At 42.0% G+C, this 20,341-nt stretch carries 16 protein-coding genes; 14 read left to right on the top strand and 2 right to left on the bottom strand.

Going from position 1 to position 20,341, the window contains the following annotated elements; all coding sequences use genetic code 11:
• The first annotated feature begins 148 nt into the window (after positions 1-148).
• From ACETMN_RS22745 to yaaA (ACETMN_RS22700), 10 genes are all read left to right on the top strand, one after another.
• Complete coding sequence (locus tag ACETMN_RS22745) at positions 149-379, top strand: hypothetical protein (protein ID WP_105599588.1); 231 nt, start codon at positions 149-151, stop codon at positions 377-379.
• A gap of 279 nt (positions 380-658) precedes the next feature.
• On the top strand, positions 659-1,411 hold the full coding sequence (yaaA, locus tag ACETMN_RS22740; RefSeq protein ID WP_105599586.1) for a peroxide stress protein YaaA: 753 nt from the start codon (positions 659-661) through the stop codon (positions 1,409-1,411).
• Positions 1,412-1,808: 397 nt separating this feature from the next.
• A complete protein-coding gene (locus ACETMN_RS22735) occupies positions 1,809-2,687 on the top strand; it encodes a prohibitin family protein (RefSeq protein ID WP_366349032.1) in 879 nt (292 codons plus the stop codon).
• 218 nt (positions 2,688-2,905) lie between these two features.
• On the top strand, positions 2,906-3,658 hold the full coding sequence (yaaA, locus tag ACETMN_RS22730) for a peroxide stress protein YaaA (protein ID WP_411735176.1): 753 nt from the start codon (positions 2,906-2,908) through the stop codon (positions 3,656-3,658).
• Between the two features lie 366 nt (positions 3,659-4,024).
• Positions 4,025-7,321, top strand: coding sequence for a hypothetical protein (locus ACETMN_RS22725; RefSeq protein WP_091018224.1), 3,297 nt, complete (start codon positions 4,025-4,027; stop codon positions 7,319-7,321).
• Positions 7,322-7,352: 31 nt separating this feature from the next.
• Entirely contained in the window at positions 7,353-12,074 is a 4,722-nt protein-coding gene (locus ACETMN_RS22720) for an RHS repeat-associated core domain-containing protein (RefSeq protein ID WP_411735175.1), read from the top strand.
• A 4-nt stretch (positions 12,075-12,078) separates the two neighbouring features.
• Positions 12,079-12,501: a hypothetical protein gene (locus ACETMN_RS22715; RefSeq protein WP_091018221.1), complete on the top strand. Its 423-nt coding sequence runs from the start codon at positions 12,079-12,081 to the stop codon at positions 12,499-12,501.
• 409 nt (positions 12,502-12,910) lie between these two features.
• Entirely contained in the window at positions 12,911-13,090 is a 180-nt protein-coding gene (locus ACETMN_RS22710) for a hypothetical protein (RefSeq protein ID WP_143786546.1), read from the top strand.
• Between the two features lie 56 nt (positions 13,091-13,146).
• Positions 13,147-13,578 carry a hypothetical protein gene (locus tag ACETMN_RS22705; protein WP_411735174.1) on the top strand — a complete coding sequence of 144 codons (432 nt, stop codon included), beginning with the start codon at positions 13,147-13,149 and terminating at the stop codon, positions 13,576-13,578.
• A gap of 514 nt (positions 13,579-14,092) precedes the next feature.
• On the top strand, positions 14,093-14,284 hold the full coding sequence (yaaA, locus tag ACETMN_RS22700) for a peroxide stress protein YaaA (protein ID WP_411735173.1): 192 nt from the start codon (positions 14,093-14,095) through the stop codon (positions 14,282-14,284).
• Between the two features lie 521 nt (positions 14,285-14,805).
• Here the strand turns inward: yaaA (ACETMN_RS22700) and ACETMN_RS22695 are convergent.
• The gene (locus tag ACETMN_RS22695) at positions 14,806-15,372 is read right to left on the bottom strand and encodes a DUF4879 domain-containing protein (protein ID WP_091018217.1); all 567 of its coding nucleotides are present in this window, start codon (positions 15,370-15,372) and stop codon (positions 14,806-14,808) included.
• Positions 15,373-16,022: 650 nt separating this feature from the next.
• Here ACETMN_RS22695 and ACETMN_RS22690 point away from each other — a divergent pair.
• From ACETMN_RS22690 to ACETMN_RS22675, 4 genes are all read left to right on the top strand, one after another.
• A complete protein-coding gene (locus ACETMN_RS22690; protein ID WP_091018215.1) occupies positions 16,023-17,165 on the top strand; it encodes a WXG100 family type VII secretion target in 1,143 nt (380 codons plus the stop codon).
• 21 nt (positions 17,166-17,186) lie between these two features.
• Positions 17,187-17,603: a hypothetical protein gene (locus ACETMN_RS22685; RefSeq protein WP_091018213.1), complete on the top strand. Its 417-nt coding sequence runs from the start codon at positions 17,187-17,189 to the stop codon at positions 17,601-17,603.
• Positions 17,604-17,644: 41 nt separating this feature from the next.
• Positions 17,645-17,773 carry a hypothetical protein gene (locus tag ACETMN_RS22680; protein ID WP_256975210.1) on the top strand — a complete coding sequence of 43 codons (129 nt, stop codon included), beginning with the start codon at positions 17,645-17,647 and terminating at the stop codon, positions 17,771-17,773.
• Positions 17,774-18,056: 283 nt separating this feature from the next.
• Complete coding sequence (locus tag ACETMN_RS22675) at positions 18,057-18,338, top strand: DUF6809 family protein (protein WP_091018212.1); 282 nt, start codon at positions 18,057-18,059, stop codon at positions 18,336-18,338.
• Between the two features lie 136 nt (positions 18,339-18,474).
• On the opposite strand, the gene ACETMN_RS22670 is transcribed toward ACETMN_RS22675, so the two are convergent.
• Positions 18,475-19,854, bottom strand: a complete 1,380-nt coding sequence (locus ACETMN_RS22670) for a right-handed parallel beta-helix repeat-containing protein (protein ID WP_411735172.1) — start codon at positions 19,852-19,854, stop codon at positions 18,475-18,477.
• Positions 19,855-20,341: the final 487 nt, after the last annotated feature.

Raw genomic sequence — 20,341 nt, 5'->3', positions numbered from 1 at the left:
GCTGAAGTGGAAATACATAATAAGTTAAGTCGAATTAGAGTGGAAAACCAATCAGCTATTAAACAAAAAGCTTTTTCAATTGTAAGTGCGATAACGATTGGGCTGATGGAAACAAAAATTTAATAATTAAGATATAGGAGGATAGATTGTGGAAAAACAAGAGATATTTATGAAGGGGTATCTAAATAGAGGTATCAAGATAACTTTTCTTGACAACTTAAATGTAATTGGTATGTACACTAATTATTATTACCATAATAATGTTATAGTGATTGTACCTGAAGAGGCTCACGATGATACACGATTACTGATTCCGCTGAGTGCAATAAAAACAATAGAACCTTGGGACCTTGAACACGATTTACTTAAGGATATTTGATGAAATAGATCTCTTGCATGAAATGGCTTGAAAAACTATAGACCACATATAGTTAAACATCACAAGAGTATTTGATTCAGTAACAACAATTAGTTTGATGATGCCTTTTTTAGTTTTAATGATTAAGCTAGTCCATTAGTGGGCTGGCTTGTTCATTTTTGTAGTTCTTTTCAAATACACCACGATATTAATGAATGTGCGTTGACATTGGATTTACCCATCCAATCCTATACAATGAATAACGACAAAACAAAGGTAGATTAAGGATGGATTAGCACGATGAGAATTATCATATCACCAGCTAAAAAGATGAAGATCGACACCGATTTGATGGCTATCGCGCAGATGCCGCAATTTATAAACGAGTCAGAACAGCTATTGAGTCTGCTTCAAAAGTTATCCTATGACGAGCTCAAAACGTTGTGGAAGTGTAACGATGCAATCGCTGAACAGAACGTGGAGCGGATTCGGAATATGAATATAAAAACAAATCTTACGCCAGCTATCTATGCCTATGAGGGCATTCAGTATCAATATATGGCACCGGGTGTTTTTCAAAATGAGGAACTGGCGTATCTTCAGCAGCATTTACGCATACTATCCGGTTTTTATGGCATTTTACGGCCTTTGGATGGCGTTACGCCGTATCGGTTGGAGATGCAGGGTAAGCTGCAAGGTCCAGGTTTCAAATCGCTCTATCAATTCTGGGGCAGCAAGTTGGCGGATCAGCTTCAATCTGAAAGCAATTGTATTCTGAATTTGGCTTCCAAAGAGTATAGTAAGAACATCACGCCTTTCCTGAAGGAGGAAACCCGGATGATCACTTGTGTGTTCGGACAAATGGTCGATGGAAAACTTGTTGAAAAGGCAACCCGGGCCAAGATGGCCAGAGGTGAGATGGTACGATATATGGCTGAGCGGAAGATTACAGATGTGGAGGATATCAAAAGCTTTGATCGGTTAGGTTTTGTTTTCTCAGAAGAGAAATCGGAAGAGAGTACTTATGTATTTATATATTCAGAGGGACAGTAGCCTGTTGTACAATGGTTTATAAATTTTGGTTCGTATAGAGTTACACATTGGTAAATGCCATCAAATAATTTGATGGCTCTTTTTTTTGTAAGACTAAGGCAGTCTTGTTCGGAATATGTTTGTATCTAAAGAGGTCTACAGGAAGTGACGCCGGATATCTTGAAACCTAATATGAATTTACAAAGTATATATAAAGAAGGATATAATTAGTTGCTATTTATAAATTTGTACTCGGTTACATCCAAAGAGGGGAGGACGAATATGCCATTTATTGGGGGAATCATTTTAATCTTGATCCTAGCATTTATTCTATGGGCATTAATGATCCCGCTATTCAATAAAATAGGTAGTAGAATTCTGAAGAAATACAATAAATTCAAACAAGAGGAGAATGGTGATGAAAAATTCAAGGACGTTTAGAGTAGGGGCAATTACAGTTGCATTCGTTATTATTGTAGGAGTATTACTGGTGACCTTCTTCGTCACACGAATTCCTAATGGTTATGTTGGGGTCGTGTATTCACCCAATGGAGGGGTAAAAGATAGCACACTGAGTCAAGGGTGGAAACTGGTTGGAGCGTTCGATAAAGTAACCAAATATCCGATCCGAATTCAAACGGTGGAATACAGAGATATTCAGATTGCTACGTCTGACGGAAAAAACATCACAATCGATTTTGCTTATAACTACCAAGTAGAACCAAGTAAAGTATCTTCTATTTTCAACACATTTGGGCCAATTAGCATTCAAGAAATTGAGGATACATATCTCAAAACACGTTTCCGTGATGCAGCTCGTAAAGGTATTTCCAAGTTTACAGTCATTGATGTGTATGGTGAGAAGTCATCTGAAGCAGGCGTGGACGTGCAACAACGTTTTTCGGATGACGTTAAAGAGTTAGGCTTTATCGTATCCAACGTTACCGTAGGTGTTCCTCAACCTGACGCCAAGACTCAGGAAGCAATCGATAAACGTGTCGAAGCTTCTCAAGAACTGGAACGTAAAACGACTGAACTGGAGATTGCCAAGAAAGAAGCAGAACGCAAGCGCGTGGAAGCGCAAGGTAATGCAGACAAACTATTGATCGAAGCAGAAGGTCAAGCTAAAGCTAATAAAGAGCTTCAACAATCCTTATCGAGCCAACTCGTTGAATATGAAACCATCAAGAAATGGGATGGAGCCCTTCCATATGTAAGTGGGTCAAATACGCCAATGATTCAATTGCCGACTACAAAAACAGAGCAAAATAGCGGCGCGGGGAGCGTATCTCCCTAATTGCGGTTTGAAATGCACACCTTGCTTTCTCATCCATCCAATTGAATTTATTGATTCTAATGAACAAGCCGGTCCAATCTTGGGCTGACTTGTTCATTTTTGAGTCTTTTTAAAGATACCGCAGGAAAAACCGTGAGCTTCACCATTGGATTCACCTAGCCAATCCTGTACAATGAATAACGACAAAAACAACGGTAGATTAAGGATGGATCAGCAGGATGAGAATTATTATATCACCAGCTAAAAAGATGAAGATTGATACCGATCTTATGGCTATCGCGCAGATGCCGCAGTTTATAAACGAGTCAGAACAGCTATTGAGTCTGCTTAAAGAGTTATCCTATGACGAACTCAAAGCGATGTGGAAGTGTAACGATGCAATCGCCGAACAGAACGTGGAGCGGATTCAGAAGATGAATTTAAAAGCAAATCTGACACCAGCAATATATGCCTATGAGGGCATTCAGTATCAATATATGGCGCCAAGTGTTTTTCAACATGAGGAACTGGCGTATCTTCAGCAGCATTTACGTATATTATCCGGCTTTTATGGCATGTTGCGGCCTTTGGATGGGGTTACCCCTTATCGGTTGGAGATGCAGGGCAAGCTGAAAGGTCCAGGTTTCAAGTCACTCTATCAATTCTGGGGCAGCAAGTTGGCAGATCAGCTTCAATCGGAAAGCAACTGCATTCTGAATCTGGCTTCCAAAGAGTATAGCAAGAACATCACGCCTTTCCTGAAAGAGGAAACCCGGATGATCACTTGTGTGTTCGGACAAATGGTTGATGGAAAACTTGTTGAAAAGGCAACCCGGGCCAAGATGGCCAGAGGTGAGATGGTACGATATATGGCTGAGCGGAAGATTACAGATGTAGAGGATATAAGAGACTTTGATCGGTTAGGTTTTGTTTTTTCAGAAGAGAAGTCGGAAGAGAGTACTTATGTATTTATATATTCAGAGGGACAGTAGCCTGCTGTCCGCTGATCATATATCAGAATGTTAACTATTTATTCACCCAAAAGTCGCCAACTGGCGGCTTTTTTTATTTTTTGGATATTAAATCTAAGTTCTAATGAAAATAGGAAAGACGATTAATTCAAATGAAATAGCATTTGAAATACATCTAATCTATTATTCTATTTTGTATCAGGATAATGACAGGTTATATTTTAAATTGTTATCTGAGATATAAAAGGAAAAAAGTCCCTGAATTTAGGGACTAATTTACTATGTCCTAAAATAAGGAAAATGACGATAATGATTTATCGGACTCCATTTATACATCTGTTGAGGGAAGAAATGGAGAAAAAAACATAAAGGAGGAATATGAATTCCATGAGTTTAAGAAAAGGTTTTATTGTTTTTCTGATGGCTTTGTTGTTGATTGGAACCATGTATCCGACTAGCGGTTATGCGCTTTCGGATCAATCGGATGCCATAATAACAAGTGAAAGTAGCGCGGAGAATGTTGATGTTTCTATGGAGGAATCAGCTTTAACAGACAACGAATATCTGGAAGATATTGATCCGGATTTCTATGAAGAACCGGAAGGTGTAGACGAAGTTATCGAAGAAGCAGAAGATGAAGCGACGGTAACTGATGATACATACGGGGAAAACTCTTTCTCTCCTCAAGCTATGGCCATGGCAGACGGAACTTTGACCATGAGTCCCGGAGATTCCTATACGTTCACGAATAACGGAAGTGCCGCAAGATCGTTAAGTACCAATGCCGCGACTTCAAGAAGCAGTGCATACGATTACGTTATTTATAGACCAGATGGCAGCATCATGAGCGAAAACATGAATTCTATTAGCAGTTTGTCGGTAGGTTCGGGGTATACAGCTGTGGTGACATCTACGGGTCAAAATCCGTTTACAGTGACAATTCGTTCCGAATTTTCCTACAGTGTATCAGCTAACCCAGCCATGCTTAGGGTTACGTTATCCAAAGGAGAGAGCTATCGATACTTTAATGAAGGGACACAGTCAAGAGTTCTAAGTGCCGATACTTCCACAGCTCAGGATAGGAAGATAGACTACGCTTCTTACAAAGAAGATGGTAGTCTTGTAGCTTCCAATTTCGAAACGACGGGAAAACCTTCACTTGCAGAAGGGAACGAAATCATTATTACTGGAGCGGGCTCACAGCCTGTTAGTGTTGGATTTCCCTATGAAGTCTATACCGGTGAATGGAGCGATGAGCCAGCCTATACGCGTACAACGCTATATCAGGGAGATAGCTACCAGTTCACTAATATCAGTTCCAAATCCGATGCACTCCAAACGGATGGAACGACCAAAGATAAGCATGATTACGTTGTTTATCTTCCGGATGGAACGGAAAGTTCTACAGGGACGAATACGACCACTAAACCTACTGTAGCAGCAGGAAGAACCGCCGTTGTAACTTTGGTTACAGCAACGCCTGTAACATATGGTGTGCCCTATCGGACATTTGATGTCCAAAAAGCCGGTGGCGATGCAATTACTCGAATCACTGTATATCCTGGAGAATCTATGATTTTCAGTAATAATGGTTCGTTGGCCAATCCGATAAAAAACAATGCCAGCAGTACCAATGGAGCCCTTTTTGACTATGTTCTTTATACAGCAGAAAACGTCGTTCATTCGGATGGATTCAACAAAAATACTAATCCGATCATTCGCTCACAAGGTTACGCAGTCGTGACCGTAGTTGGGCAAGTCCCAATTGAGTTTAGTTATACGGATGATTTCTCGGTTGAAGAAAGCATGGAACCTGCGTACCATCGCGTAACACTCAAACAGGGAGAAAGCGCGACATTTTGGAATAACAGTACCGATCGGGAATATCTAGATAGTGATGCGTCCACAACCCAAGGGCGGATATTTGATTACGTCACCTATTATCCGGATGGCACAGAACGGAGTACAAGAAAAGCAACAGCGGTTGAACCAGTTGTTTACTATGGAAATAAAGCAGTAATTACAGGCGTATCTGCGGAGCCTGTAACCATAGGTGCGATTTACACCATTTTTGATGTAGAGGATCGACCAAATGAAGCACTAACTAAGATTACGGTATCACCGGGTCAATCGGTAAAATTCCATAATGGAGGCTCACTCAGCAACCCAATACGGAGTAACGCCAAAAAATTAGGTGCACTGTTTGATATTGTGGTGTATAAGGCAGACGGCAGAGCACATAGTGACAAATTCAATAGCAATGTAAGTCTCGCTACCATTCCTTCTGGTGGTGAAGCCGTCGTTACCGTAGGGGGAAGTACACCTGTAACATTTGAATACACGGATGATTTCTCTGTAGTGGATAGCCAGGAACCAGCTTATCTGCGCGTTACGTTGAACAAAGGCGAGAGCTATGCCTTTACCAACATAAGCTCAGATTCGAAAAGGGTCCGAAATGATGCTTCCAGCAGCGCGGGACGGGTGTATGATTACACGATTTACAACGTAGATGGAACAGTGTCAAGCAGTAGAACAGCAACAGCGATCGAGGCGTATGTCTTGGGTGGTAAAAAAGTTGTTGTTACCAACATCTCGGATCAACCCATAACGTATGGTGGGATTTACCGCGTTTTCCGTGGACAAGATGATCAAGTCCCTTCACCAGAATCGGAAATCACTGTTAACCAAGGGCAGAGCGCAGTATTTACAAATCCGGGTTCGGAACCTGCTCAGTTGAATCGGATTAGAGCAACCAATTCCATTGTGGATTTTGTGGTCTATGAAGGAACAGATAAATATCGGTATCTAACAGAAGGTTCAAGTCTTGAAACATGGGAAGTTCCAGCGGGTGGAACGCTAGTCTTAACCGTAGTATCTTCAGAGCCGGTAACGATTGAGTATGACATTCCTGTGACAGCTAGTCCTAGTCAAGAGCCTGCACTCATCAAACGGAGTTTGGCTCCAAATGACACGGTGTTATTCTCCAACACATCATCTTATTCAGCACCGCTCATTACATCTCATGTAGAAGGGTTGACCTATGATTACGTTATTCGGAATCAGAATCAAGGGGTTGTTAGGGAAGGGAAGAATGCGATAGGATCACAAAACATACCTGGGAAGTTTGACTTTCAGGTGCATAATGTGTCATCCCAATCGCTGAGATTTGTAGGTCCTTACCGTAACTTTACGGTCAAGGAAGTGGAAGTGGAGTTTCTGACTTTGTATGAAAATACAGAGACGGCGCTTCCCACAGTTCAGCAAGGGAATGTGTACTACCGTTTTAGCCCCTATAGCTCTGACAAGTATCGGATTGCGATAAAGGAATCAGGTGATTTTTCTATTGAGCCTCGGATCGAATTGTATTCAGATAAGGAATTGAGCATTCCGGTAGCTGCTTCAATAGAGCAAGAACAGGTATATGGTGAGCAATATACCGTTCTTGAATGGGAGCTTGAAGGTGGACAGAATTATTATCTCAAGCTAAGTGAAAAAGAAGGAAAACCGATTCAGGGAGCCATAAAAGCAGCATGGATGAACATTCGTAATGACAATAGCTATGAGTACGGCTATGGCAATCAATTGCTTAAAGTCGTTCTATTTACAGGAGATCAAATTGTGTTTGAGTATGATCGCAACGGTAATTTAACGAAACGAACGAAAAAGATTTTCCCATTTAATTAATGATTGTCTAAATCTAGGTTGAGGTGATGGAGTGTTTAAGAAAATAACGATTACTTGGTTATGCGTCATATTGGTTCTTAGTGGATTCGGTTCTTTTGGATATGGAGGACAAACAGCAGCGGCGGCAGAAGGCAGGGATTCCCTTCCTTCCGCTACCTACATTACTATCCATAGTTTAAAAGAGCAATTTGGTATCAAGGAAGATTGGATTGAGAAAAAACTAGATCAAGGTTACTCGCTGTACCAGTTGTATAAAGCTTTACAGACAGATCGCACAGGCGGCGAGGCTGCTGAGAAATGGCTAGAAGCACAAGAAATAAGCGAACCAATTCAAATGGAGGGGCTACGCCCTTCCGGTTCATCACAGCAAAACAACTTCTCGATTAATGCTCTTAATGAGGATACTCCAGGTACGGGAACGACCGTGGACGAAACTGGACTTAACCATGTCGATATCCGAGATGACGCATCGCTTTATATGACGTCTTATGGAGCAGAATCCATCTCAACCGCTACAGGGGAAATGATGATTCAGAGTACTGACCTTTCTCTACCTGGTCTCATTCCGTTTGATCTGACACGCGTCTATGACAGCGCTAGAGCGAGTGGACAGCTGGGCGTTGAATATGACGAAACGACACAGACATATTCCAATATGGTTACGCCACGCAAGGAAGAACTCTCTGCTGGATTGGGGCAAGGCTGGCGTTGGGACATTCCTTTCATGGAAAAGCGTGGTGATAATCAATATATTCTGATTCCAGGCGTGGGCTATTACCGCTTAAACTCGAACCTGGAACTGGAAGGTTACGTATGGAATGACTTAACCGTTAAGCGAGATGCGACCGTGACTGTTGATGGCGTATCTAGCAGTTATCGTCTATCCATCCGTAACGGCTATGATTATCTATTTAATGAAGCCGGAGAACTGTTGCAAATTACAGATGGCTACCGCAATAGCGTGAATTTTCACTATACGACATTGAATGGAAACCAAGCCATTGCAAGAATTGAAAACAGTGAAGGTCAGGCGCTGACATTTGCTTATGACAACCTGAAGGTTACTGTACAGCTTGCCGGAACGGATCGGAAAGCAACATACACGCAACGCGAGGACGAAGGCATTCGCATTTTGCGAGAATACACGGATGCTCTCGATCGGACAACGACGTATACGTATTATTATCCGGAATCCAAATTCAACTTTTTACCTGAGTTGCAAAGCAACCAAAATGCTCAAGGTGTGATGCATACAGCGCTGTTATCGCGTATTACAAGCCCTTCATCAGCTATAACGGATTATGCATATATTCCGGCGCTGAAGCAGATTGGCGAAGCTTCCTCCCATTTCGTATTCAAAGTAAGAGAGCGCAAGAGCCAGTTTAGTACAACGGAAGGCGAAGGCGTTCTGGACAAGGTTAACTTTGAATATTCTGGAGAAGACCTGGAAGCATACGGTCAACCCGCATCATGGACAACGAAAGTGAAAGCAGAGAACACTTTAGATACTTGGACGTTCTCCAAAACGTTTAGCGCTGCAGCTCATCCAGATTTGGTTCGCGTAGATAAGCACACGTTAACTGGAGATGACGTGACTTATTCCACGGAGTTGCAGTACGATAACCAGACGAAGCGAAACCTTCCGACTCAAATGACGGAGTGGGTTAGTGAGGGTGGACGTGCAGGTGAGAAGCTAACCACAATCATGGCCTACGATGCCAATGGAATGGTGACTTCAGAAAAGCGCAGTACCGGACAAGAATCCACTTATGACTATGAAACGAGTAAGGCTCCATATCACTGGATCAAGCCTGTCCGATCTACCACGAAAATTAACAGCTCGTTAGAGCGATATACCGAGACGACATACAACAATCAAGGTGACGCATTACGCACTACCACCAAAAATGGATACGGTGGTCAGTTGCTCACTGAATCGGAATTGAAGCTAGATGATAAAGGAAGAGTCACCAGTACCACGGATAAGGGTGGCTATTTATCTAAAGACAGCGTAGCTACGTTGAGTTATGTGGCTAATGCAGGGCATTTGGTGAAATCCAAGTCCATAACCGTGAATGATGCTGCTGGTAAAGCAGAAGCTCTCGTGGAATCGTATGAATATACGAATGCTGGTGAACTGGAAAAGACAACCGATGCGTCCGGGGAACAGGAATCGTATCAGTATGATAAGGAAGGGCGACTTCTACAAATCGTCCATGCTGATGGTACGAAATCAACTACGGCGTACGATGATGTTAAGAACATCATTACAAATACATCACCAGATGGCATTGTCACGACCGAGCGGTATAATCCGTTAGGTCTTTTGGTAGAAGAGCAGACGGCTGAGGCTACGTACAAGTACGCCTATGATCGCGAAGGTAATGTCACGGCTGCTGAAGATGCTGAGAGCAACGTAACGAGATTTGTGATCGACGCGTTTGGCCAAGTGATTGAGACGCAGTATCCGGACGGAACCACTGGAACTACCAACATTGATGCTGTGGCCCAAACGGTGGTCTATAAGGACGCTGCCGACAATCAAACACGAGAGAAGATGGATTTACTCGGTCGAGTGACAGCGGTGGAAGAATATCGGAATGGTGCCTACGTTCCGTTACAACAAACCGAGTATGATATCGATGGTAACGTAATTGCATCTATCGATGGTAACGGTCAACGAACGACCTATACGTATGATGCGCTTGGACAGATCGCAACAGTGACAACACCGAAGCAAGAGACAAGCCGCTACTTCTATAGCTATCAGGGCCAAGTGACACAGATCGTATCACCGAATACACAAACAGTCACAAAACAGTATGATGAATTGGGAAGACTCATTAAACAGACGCATCCGAGTCCAGCCGGGTATGCGACAACGTTATATTACGATAAGAAAAGTAATCTGATTAAAAAACAGGATCGACTTGGGAAAGTAACAGAGTATACGTATAACAGTGACAACATGCTCACAGGTATGAAAGCACCGGATACGAATGTATCCTATACGTACGACGAGATTGGCCGCAGAACATCGATGACCGATGATCATGGAAAGACCACGTACAGTTATCAAGCAGCAGATGGGATGCTGAACGGAATGACGTTCCCGGATGGGACACGACTTGATTACGAAAACAATACCCAGCAACGTTTAGGGTATACCTTAACGGATGCCAAAGGACAATCCTTGCGCATTCACGGCGAAGTAGATGCAATGAATCGGGTAACCTCCATGGATATTACTTCGGGTTCAGGAGGGGCTTCTGCACTCGCAGCATCGGGAACGACGCCTGTGGATCGTATGACATTCAGTTACTCGTCCAACAGCTTACTGGAGAATTTGTCGTTTGGGAACGGACTCAGCACAAGTTATCAGTTCAGCGGATATGACCTGTCGGGAGTCACGGTCTCTCAAGGGACGTCCGTGGTTCAACAGTTTACCTATCAATACGACGGCAACAAAAATATCACGTCCCGTACACAAAACGGGGAAACCGATCAATACACGTATGATGAACTGAGTAGAATTCAGACAGAAACGGGCACCCAAAAAGAAAGTTACACATATGATTCCAATGGTAACCGGTACAGTACTGTAAGTGGTAAGGTATACGGTCTAAAGGATGCACAGTATACGTATGACAGCCAGAATCGTCTGATTAAAGCAACTGGTGAAGGCAAAACGGTAACCTACAGCTATAATGGAGATGGACTGTTGTATGAACGTACGGAAGGCGACCAAACGATTCGTTATTATTACGATGAAGAAGCCAAACTTATGGCTGAGGCCGCTGTAACGTCTGGAAAAGCAGAGCTAACATATGCCTATATCTATGATCTGTACGGACAATTATGGGCTCGCCAGGACAAGCAAACAGGTAAACTGGAATACTACCAATTGAACGGTCATGGCGATGTCGTTGGCCTTGTGGACGATGCAGGAAAAGTGCTAAACAGCTATACCTATGATATCTGGGGTGGACCTTTAACAACAGAGGAAACCGTACCGAATGTTCTTCGCTATGCAGGGGAGTATTGGGACGATACGGTAGGGTTGCAATATTTACGAGCACGCTGGTATGATCCAGGCATGGCACGTTTCATCGGTGAGGATACGTATGAGGGAGAACTGGATGATCCACTTAGTTTGAATTTGTATTCGTATGTGAGTAATAATCCGATAAAATATGTGGATCCGAGTGGGCATAATAAGAGACCTGGTAAAAACTCGTTAGAAGGTTTGGGACAAGGTAGTGGTAGTGCAAGCGCAGGACGTATGGGCCCTAATGGAGGTAATGGAGGTGGTGGAAGTCGAGGTGGAAGCGGCAATTCATCCAAACCTAGTACTTCAAAACCGAAGAGCTCTAAATCTATAACGGGAAAAAGTTCTATAAATGGTTTAACAAGAGATGCAGCAAGGAGTTTCGCCCAAAAATTATTGAAAAATGGTGAAATTAGGATAACTCATTTAAAGTCAATGATTCCAAAGGGAACAAAAAATACATTTGTAAAAACAGATACAATTAAAGCAGGGGCAAAATATGAATTTGTACTTGCTGATGGACAGAAGGCAATAATTAGATGGCATTCGCCTGACCCTGTTGCAAGAATGAGATATCCCGGTTCTGCATCGGGGACCCGTTGGACAGCACAAATAAAAATAGGAAATAAACAATTGAAGACAGACGGAACTTGGACAAAAAATCAATCTTTGGATCAAGTTCATATTCCAATAAAAGGGAAGTGAACAAATGAATATTGGAGATGTTGAGAAGTTAGCTGATAGGTTACCTCCAGAAGTTTTACTGTCATTATTCAAGAATGTTTTGAAAGATTTTGAAAATAAGATTCTTGATAAAAAAGAATTTTTGTTAATCCTAGCCGAATTAACAGATCGACAAGTCATGACTTATGAGCTTTTAGAAGAGAAAACAAGAAATGATGTAGATGTCGTTTTGGGGAGGCTTTGGAATACAACTTTGTATGAAGATGTAGACATTATACTCTCAATTGTTGTTAACTTGGGTTTAGAAAAATGTTTTATTAAAATAAAAGACTCTATAAGTGAAGAAGGTAATATAGATTTAATGATTTTAAATGAAATTAAAGAGACAATTGTGGAGGTTGGAGATAATATTTCAAATCCATACTATGATTTAGAAAAGTTTAAATAATGTAAAAGTAAGCTTTTAATCATAAGAAGTAACTTCTGAAAATTTTTAAGTTAAATTTTAGTTGGTATAATTCTTGTGTTAAAAAAACCATCAAACATGGTATCATCCCCTTTTAGTAGACAAAAGTAAAAAGACATCTGTTAAGATGGACTTAATTTTGCCAAACGAAGGGGATTTTTCATGGATAAAAAGGACAAAAAGTACTCTGTGAATTAAAAATGGAGGCTGCTATTGAACGAAGAACATATGAGTATGAGTGAAGTTGCGATGGAAGTCGGGGTGGAAGCGGTCAGCAAAAAGTAAGCCATCAACTTTCAATAATGGACAATCACCAAGGGTTCAAATAATGTCTCGAGTGCCAAAGGGTTTATTGGTAAAGACCTTGAAGCTTACTTAAGCAAGCAGTTAGGTGGAAATGGAAGCTTCTCAAAAGGTGGTCGTGACTTTGATGGTGGTGTCGGAAATAAATGGTGGAGTAGCAAAGTTTAAATCAGATATGGGTTCTAGGCTTGAGATTGAAAATAGTAATGATGCGAAATATTACTTGTATTCAAACACTAAAATACCTCAGCAGATCAAGATTGGCTGACTAAAAAAGGGATTGGATTCAAGGAATTTTTAGATTAAAGATAAGGGGGATTTTGCATGTCTGTTTCAATATCCATTGAAATAAGTTTATCAAAGCAAATCTCAAGAATGACTATTCTTCGCAAACTCGTAGATTTCGGTTGGTCTTATAACGATCAAGGAAAAGTGACTTATCTACCAATTGGAGATGATAATGAATTTAATTGGCAACGTAAATCAATTCCTCTAGAGGAGTTACTAAAGATTTTAGTCATAAAGGATAATCAAAGAGAATTAATTGGAGTGGCAATGACTTGGAAAGATACTGATGTAGGGGGAACATTTTTAATTGAAGAGAATGGTACCATACTTATGAGTCCTGATATCAATCGAAAAGTCCTTGATGTAGAAAGTTATAATAAAATAACTGACGTAAATTGGTATGTAACTAAACTAATACCTGTATTTGGTCAATTATTTGAGTCTATTTCGTATAATGAAAATGTATAGTTTCCTACGCTTAAACCTTGGGGCAATGTCCTTAAGGTTTTTTCTTTTTGGCCGATAGAATTGATTAAGTAGAGGAGTTATTCATTCTTGAAGGAAAAGATAACGGCTGCAATGAAAATAGGCAAAGCAAGAAGAAGTGCTTAATTGTGATATGAATTAGAACGATCGACGTAGTTTGAACTTGTATTCTTACATGAGTAATAATCAGTTGTTATAATGATCCATCAGGTACGTAAAAACTTGACATCTTATAAAGTTGAATGTTGCTTAATGCTGCAACGAGAGGAGATAACTCTTACAAAGCAAATCTCAAGAAATGCAATTTATGGTGATAGAGGTCCTGAGTGTATTATATGCACAGTTTGCACAAACATAATGTATTTATTAGGCATTTTCCAATGCAAGTCTGGCAAAATACAATCTATTAAATTTGTGGTTAGTGTTTTAGAGATTGCAAAATATTTTGCCTTTTCTGAGTGAGGAAACCAGGTTCATTACTTGTATATTCGGACAAATGGTCGATGGGAAGCTGGTTGAAAAGGCAACCTGGGCTAAAATGGCCAGAGGCGAAATGGTTCGTTATATGGCAGAGCATAAGATTACAGATGTGAAAGACGTAGGAAACTTTGATTGGTTGAACTTTGGCTTTTCCGAAGAGCGATCTGACGAGAACACGAATGTATTCATACAAGCAGAGGGAAAGTAGCCTACTATACAACGTGGGTTCCTATACAAAGTCGCGCCCTTTAATGTCACAATGAGAAAAGACGCAGGGGGATGTATAACCCTGCGTCTGATCAAGAATCAAATCCGTGTCCATCAAACCAGAATTAAAGACTTGGCGGAATCTTTGTCTGCAAACACATTATCCATGCGTACAGAGCTTCCCTAGCACCATAACGAAGCATCGGGTTGTATTCCATCTCCATATGTTGCGTGAGAAAGGAGGGACCTCAATTTTACCATCAGCATCAGTTAATGGATTGAAGAAGCCACTGTTTTTCCCTCTGCTTTGTTCCACGCTTCCTGGACTTCTTGACATACTTCTTCAAGGCAGTCTAAGAAAATACACTAACGCAATTGTTAGCAGAAGAATGAGCTGTCATATCATATTGGGGCGATCCGATTCGTATCCAAAGATGATGAACTTTTGGGCTTACTTCTCGTATTACTCAGGATAGAACCAGGATGGCGAATTCCCCGAATATTCATATAACATCCTTCCTGTTAACGAACATTAATCCAAGCGGTCCACTGTGTTGGGATGTTAATGGAATAGACCGTACCTACAAATTGTCCGCCTGTTGAATTAGGGGATTCATAAACCCAAGAATGGGCAAAAGCATCTATGACACGATCACCGTCCAGATCAATAGCTTCAGACCAGTTGTTTGTCATTGTATTGCCAGCGAGTTTGCCGAAGTGACTGCTGTCATAACCGATCTGGAACGTAATACACTGAATCCATGCACCCCCATGATCATTGGTCGTGGAGAGCGGGTTGTTATTGAAGCCATAAATTTCTTGACCGCCATTAGGAGATACAACACCGTATACATTAATGTGAGATACTTTCGGTGCCGGCGCAAACAGAACTGGACCACCCGCATTATCAGCTTTCTGCGCTTCAAATTCAGCCTTAGCCGCTTTTACAGCTTCACGGAATTCTTTGGAATTAATAATTTCTTCCTTTGTCAACGGTTTGGCTTGAGTCACATCACCATCTGCATAGGCAGCTACATTAAACGAAAGCACTAGAACAAGTATAAGAGCTAAACTAAACAATTTTCTCATAGCAATAAATTCCACCTTTCTTGTTATGGGTATTCTTTTACAAAAACATGCGGTTACGACAAATAAACCTGCTTGCAGATTAAAGCCTCTTGCCCTCCTTTCTTTTAAAGAGATGGCCCTTCCCCTTTTTTTCTTTACTGAAAAAGAAATTAAGGAGGTAGAACTCTACAGGCTAGAAGACTCTATGAAGTAGGAATGTATATGTAAAATGAATGCCTGCCAATGATTATGTGTTGCAGACAAAATGGTAAACTCAATTATAATAATTGATATTTTAGTTGTGGTAGGCCCTGATACTTTTGGTGAAAATATAAAATTCAAAATAATTATTTAAATTGAAATATATTCCATTTATATAAACATATAGTACCTCTAATTACCAATTCAAGTCAAGTTTATTTATTAATTCTATGAATTGTTAAAGCGTGTTTCTCGTCGCAGTAAAGATGCTACAGTATCCTGTAGTCGTAAAAGGAAAACCCTCAGGAACATGTGTGCACCTAAATAGAGATCGTATGGGGCTGAGGGACGGATATAAATCATTCTAAGCGTGGATTGATGCAGTGAAATCAGGAGGTTAGCCGGATGTCATTGCCATTAAACTTCTGCTAACATAGTTTTATTATATCTTAGATGAGCGGTGAAAATGGATGAGTACCATTAAAGTTACCCCTAAACAGTTACATAACGTATCGAATCAAATAGATCAGGCGAGACATCAATTGGAGCATATACGGGAGGATCTCTCAAGACAGATCATGTTCCTTCAGCAGATGTGGCTGGGTGTGACGCAGGAGCGATTCTACTATGAATTTGAGCAGTCACGCCCGGTATTGCAGAAGGCGCTGGAAAGTATGGTGGGCATCTCCAAGGAACTCGAGGATATCGCCATGCGGTTTGAGAATGCTGATGCTCAGAAGGTGAGTCTGGGTAATGCCGTTGGTACTGTGGGCGCTGTAGCGATGATGGAGACCTCGAGATATTATGCCGGTTCGGATGATAAGGGCTATGGGATGGCACAAGTCAATGTTTTTGGAAAGTGGATGTCGATGCCTGTCAACGAGAATGGAGTTACGGATCAGTCTGCACTCCAAGCTTATGAGAGAGATCAGGGGCATTTGGATATTAATCGAATGCAGGCTGTAACTGCTGAAGCGTCAGGGGAAGATATTTTTGCGATGCAGATCAAAGGCTTTGAAATGGGAATTGATCCGTTCACAGGCGAGCCTGTATCCGATAAATATGCTCAGATGATGTTGACTTCTCTAAAGTTTAGCCAGCTATTCATGGCATTTCAGATGGTTCGCGGGAGTATGCCGGGTGGCAAAGGTCCGTTTCGCTTACCTTCTTCTCATCCAGCTGTAGCGAAGATTAAAAAGAATTTGGAAGCGGCTGAGGCGAGGAAAGCGAATGAGCAAAAGAGTGGTTCTGGGGTTACGGGACAGGCTCCTGATATCGGAGAAGTTAAATTGAAGCCACTTGGGACTAAAGGGGAAGGTGATGCACTAAAACGTACTTTTGAGATAGACGGAACTAAAGTAGAAATTAATAGTGGACATGGTTACCGTGGAAGTGGCCATCGAACAGGAAATGCTCAAGATATTGGCACCATGGATCAGATTGAATCCGTTATACTTAAAGATATGGAATTAGCCAATAAGGCAAATATTGATTTCCCTAGACCTCCTAAAACGATTGAGCGAACGATTCAAGTAAATGAGAAAACGATGGGCTATACCGTAACACAAACGCCTGATGGTACTTTAAGGGTCTCTACCTATTATCCAAAATAAAAAATAAAGGGGATATTTAGCTTGACTATACAGAAGACAGTGGAAGAATTGCATCAGTTGATTGACCAGGATTGGTCAAAATTAGATCAGGCAGAATTAAAAACAACGAGAGAGGCTGTAGAATCTCTATCCAATGAATTGCTATCTGAGATAGATCATACGAACAACTCAGATCATTTATTAGAAGCCATTAATTATGAGCTTACTCATTTCTTTCTACCGATCCCTTGTGTGATGAAGATGTATCAAAGATTGATTCTGTTGAATCCGTCCAACCTGTCCTACTATGAATGGTTTACCGATTACCTTTTACAGTATGGACCCGATTGGCAGGAAGAGGCGAATGAGTTGACCGAACTTTATACAAAAAAAGATTTTCAGGATGCTTGTGATTTTGCACAAAAGATTGAGCAAGTTAAAGATTTTGAGAGTAAATAAATTTTCAGACATCATCTCAAATGCTCAAGGAGGGGAATTTAATGGCTTCCTTTGTATTATTGTTGAAGGATTATGAAGATGATGAAAAGGTTATTTATTATTTTGGTCCAAATGAACATGTCATGGGAAAGATTGAACTAAATAAAAGAAGGAAACCATTCAAGAAGTAGAGCCAGTAGTAAACGCTAATAAGGAGTCGAAATTTAATTTCGATAGGGCAGCTCAAAAAAAACTGGCAAAATGCTACATAGAGAAAATGGACCATTTCCCGATAAAACAACATTTGAATTGTAAAGCAATGCAGACCTCGATAGGTTATCGCACTTTCGAGTAGGGCTTGGACCTGAGAGCTTAACGGAGAATCTTGGTATTAATGTATACTTAGCGGATTTTCCGCTAAATTCGCATCTCACCTCATTCCTTGATATACAATCTTCCTGAGGTGACCTTACCATGAAGAATAACATGTCAAACCTGATCGAGGATTTGTTTCACGGAAACCTGCGGTTGGATGAGTCAATTCATCCTGAGCAAGCTGAGTATCAGGAGATCAATCGTCAAATATCAGACCTCATGCAGGGTTACAAAACACAGCTTACGGGGAACGAGTACGATGCTTTGGAACAACTGATCGACTTGATCGGTCAATCCACGTCCATGTATGTGGAAGCGGCGTTTGAGCAAGGTTTTCGCACAGGCGGCAGACTGATGATTGAGGTTTTAGCCAAACCGTGAGTATCTGCATACCTCATAAGCCAGCAGACTACGAACTTAAACCCAAAAAACCCCTCCTCCATTACCACCGATTAGGCTGGCATTGGGGGAGGGGATTTGCTTTTTAATTATTCTTTTATCTTACTTATTCACATACCTACCGCGCCCCAATATTAGTACCCGATGGCGTACCCGATCCAATCAGATCACTACCACCCGCAAGCTTCAGGAAATTACCCAACACAGGCGTTCCGTCCGCGCTACGCGTTACCGAAGGCACGAGGGAGACAAAGTCGGCTGCGCTGGCGAGCAGGCCTTTGGCGTTCTCGCTTTTTTTGTTTTTCCACCAGACGTTGGTGCTGCTGACGTCGATTCCGCTTGTTTTGTCACTGGCGCCGCCTTGGAAGGACAGGTTGTTGGTGAAGATATGGGTGCCTACATCAAAGGCAAAGTTGCTTTGGCCGTTGTTCCAGGAAGTGTTATTTTTCATCTGGATCGAACCTGGATTGCTGTTGTAGGTGAAGCCGTGCTTTTTATTATTAAACGCAATGTTGTTCTCCACAATATGATTCACGGCAATCTTCTCGCCGCCGAGCTTGAAGCCGTTACCATCGCTGTTGGAGGTGGAGGTACCGTCTGACGTTGCGCCGTTGGCGTAGGCAATACTATTACGGATCGTGACCGCGCCAATGGCGCCTGTATCCGTTTTGCTATACAGATCCCAGCCATCGTCCACGTTATAGGCGGCAATACAACCGTCGAAGACGTTGCCCGGGCCAACGGTCAGTTTGGCGGCAAAACCGTCTGCATCCTCGCCGTCATCTGGGTCATAGTTGTTGTGGGAGTAGGAACGAATGACTTCATTATACGCAGGCCATTCACTCTTGGCGGCGGTGGAAGCATAACGTCCCATTTGAATGCCCGTATCCCGGTTGTGATGGGCTTCGATCTGCTCCAAGCGGTTGTAGCTGCCTCCGATGAAGATGCCGTTGTCACCCGCACCTTTCACCTCAAGACCTTTGACGAACCAGTAGTCTCCGAACATTTGCAGTCCACGATTGGTGGAAGCGAAGGCTTGAGCGGAGAAATCAAAGACTGGTTTTTCCGATCCATACGCTACCAGATTTTTACGTTGTGAGGAGGTGCCGCTGTTACCGCGTTCAATGGTAATGGTTTGCGAGAAGCTGTAGGTTCCTCCGCGCAGATAGATCGTTTTACCCGGGGCGATCTGGGTCAATGCGTTGGCCAGCGACGTTGGACTATTTATGGTCCCCGGATTGCTGGCTGAGCCGTTAGGGGAGACATAGAGATCACCCGCAGCAAGTGTCACACTTGAGGTAGCCACGGCTTCTGATGGATTATTCTGCAAGCTGCTCTCGATTACATCCGCCGCGCTAACCGATCCACCACCAATTAATAAAAGAGGGAATGCGGCACTCAGACAGATCTGGGCCATTTTTGATTTGAGGGAACGCTCCTTCAGGGAATGTACAGATCGTGCAGACACATGAGTAGATGTGGATGGGAATAATTTCATTAATAGACCTCCTTGGTTAATGGAAAATAGAATGCGTGAGCTGTTGCGGTATGCCGGACAGATGCATCGATGAAGTAGATCATTGCGATGGAATGAATACTCTCTGTACAGCATAGTTTTATGGTAAATGTTGTAAACGTTATCTTCAATAATCATTTGATCAGATGGGTCTAGACACAGGCAGGTTAGGCGTAGTCGCTCCCATTGCTTGGGGTTTCACAGGTTACATGTAATCCTGACATTGGTTGGTAGCCCTGATTTAACGATGAATCATCTGAAATGAACCTAGAGATGCACGCTTTTACAACCCTCAAGGCACGAGACTCACCCTCAATCCACCCAAATGAACTTCGCATTTTCAAAAAAGAGTAGCACGCATCCAATAGGGGCATAAACGTAATCCGTTCCCTCTATCGAAATGATGGGGCAATCAACGCATAACAAAAAGCCCCATAGCGGCTGCCAGAGGCAACGAGACTATTGGGGC

The sequence above is a fragment of the Paenibacillus sp. M2 genome (genome assembly GCF_046713495.1).
In the GTDB taxonomy this organism is placed as follows: Bacteria; Bacillota; Bacilli; order Paenibacillales; family Paenibacillaceae; genus Paenibacillus; species Paenibacillus amylolyticus_B.
Note: the sequence above shows the minus strand (reverse complement) of the source record. Positions and strands in the feature narration are given on the sequence as shown.

What these genes read in the sequence shown, in the direction of transcription:
- ACETMN_RS22725 (WP_091018224.1), top strand. Translation starts at nt 4,025, where the DNA reads ATGAGTTTAAGAAAAGGTTTTATTGTTTTTCTGATGGCTTTGTTGTTG.
- yaaA (WP_105599586.1), top strand. Translation starts at nt 659, where the DNA reads ATGAGAATTATCATATCACCAGCTAAAAAGATGAAGATCGACACCGAT.
- ACETMN_RS22670 (WP_411735172.1), bottom strand. Translation starts at nt 19,854, where the DNA reads ATGAAATTATTCCCATCCACATCTACTCATGTGTCTGCACGATCTGTA.
- ACETMN_RS22680 (WP_256975210.1), top strand. Translation starts at nt 17,645, where the DNA reads ATGGCTTCCTTTGTATTATTGTTGAAGGATTATGAAGATGATGAAAAG.
- yaaA (WP_411735176.1), top strand. Translation starts at nt 2,906, where the DNA reads ATGAGAATTATTATATCACCAGCTAAAAAGATGAAGATTGATACCGAT.
- ACETMN_RS22715 (WP_091018221.1), top strand. Translation starts at nt 12,079, where the DNA reads ATGAATATTGGAGATGTTGAGAAGTTAGCTGATAGGTTACCTCCAGAA.
- ACETMN_RS22675 (WP_091018212.1), top strand. Translation starts at nt 18,057, where the DNA reads ATGAAGAATAACATGTCAAACCTGATCGAGGATTTGTTTCACGGAAAC.
- ACETMN_RS22695 (WP_091018217.1), bottom strand. Translation starts at nt 15,372, where the DNA reads ATGAGAAAATTGTTTAGTTTAGCTCTTATACTTGTTCTAGTGCTTTCG.
- ACETMN_RS22705 (WP_411735174.1), top strand. Translation starts at nt 13,147, where the DNA reads ATGTCTGTTTCAATATCCATTGAAATAAGTTTATCAAAGCAAATCTCA.
- ACETMN_RS22690 (WP_091018215.1), top strand. Translation starts at nt 16,023, where the DNA reads ATGAGTACCATTAAAGTTACCCCTAAACAGTTACATAACGTATCGAAT.
- yaaA (WP_411735173.1), top strand. Translation starts at nt 14,093, where the DNA reads ATGGTCGATGGGAAGCTGGTTGAAAAGGCAACCTGGGCTAAAATGGCC.
- ACETMN_RS22735 (WP_366349032.1), top strand. Translation starts at nt 1,809, where the DNA reads ATGAAAAATTCAAGGACGTTTAGAGTAGGGGCAATTACAGTTGCATTC.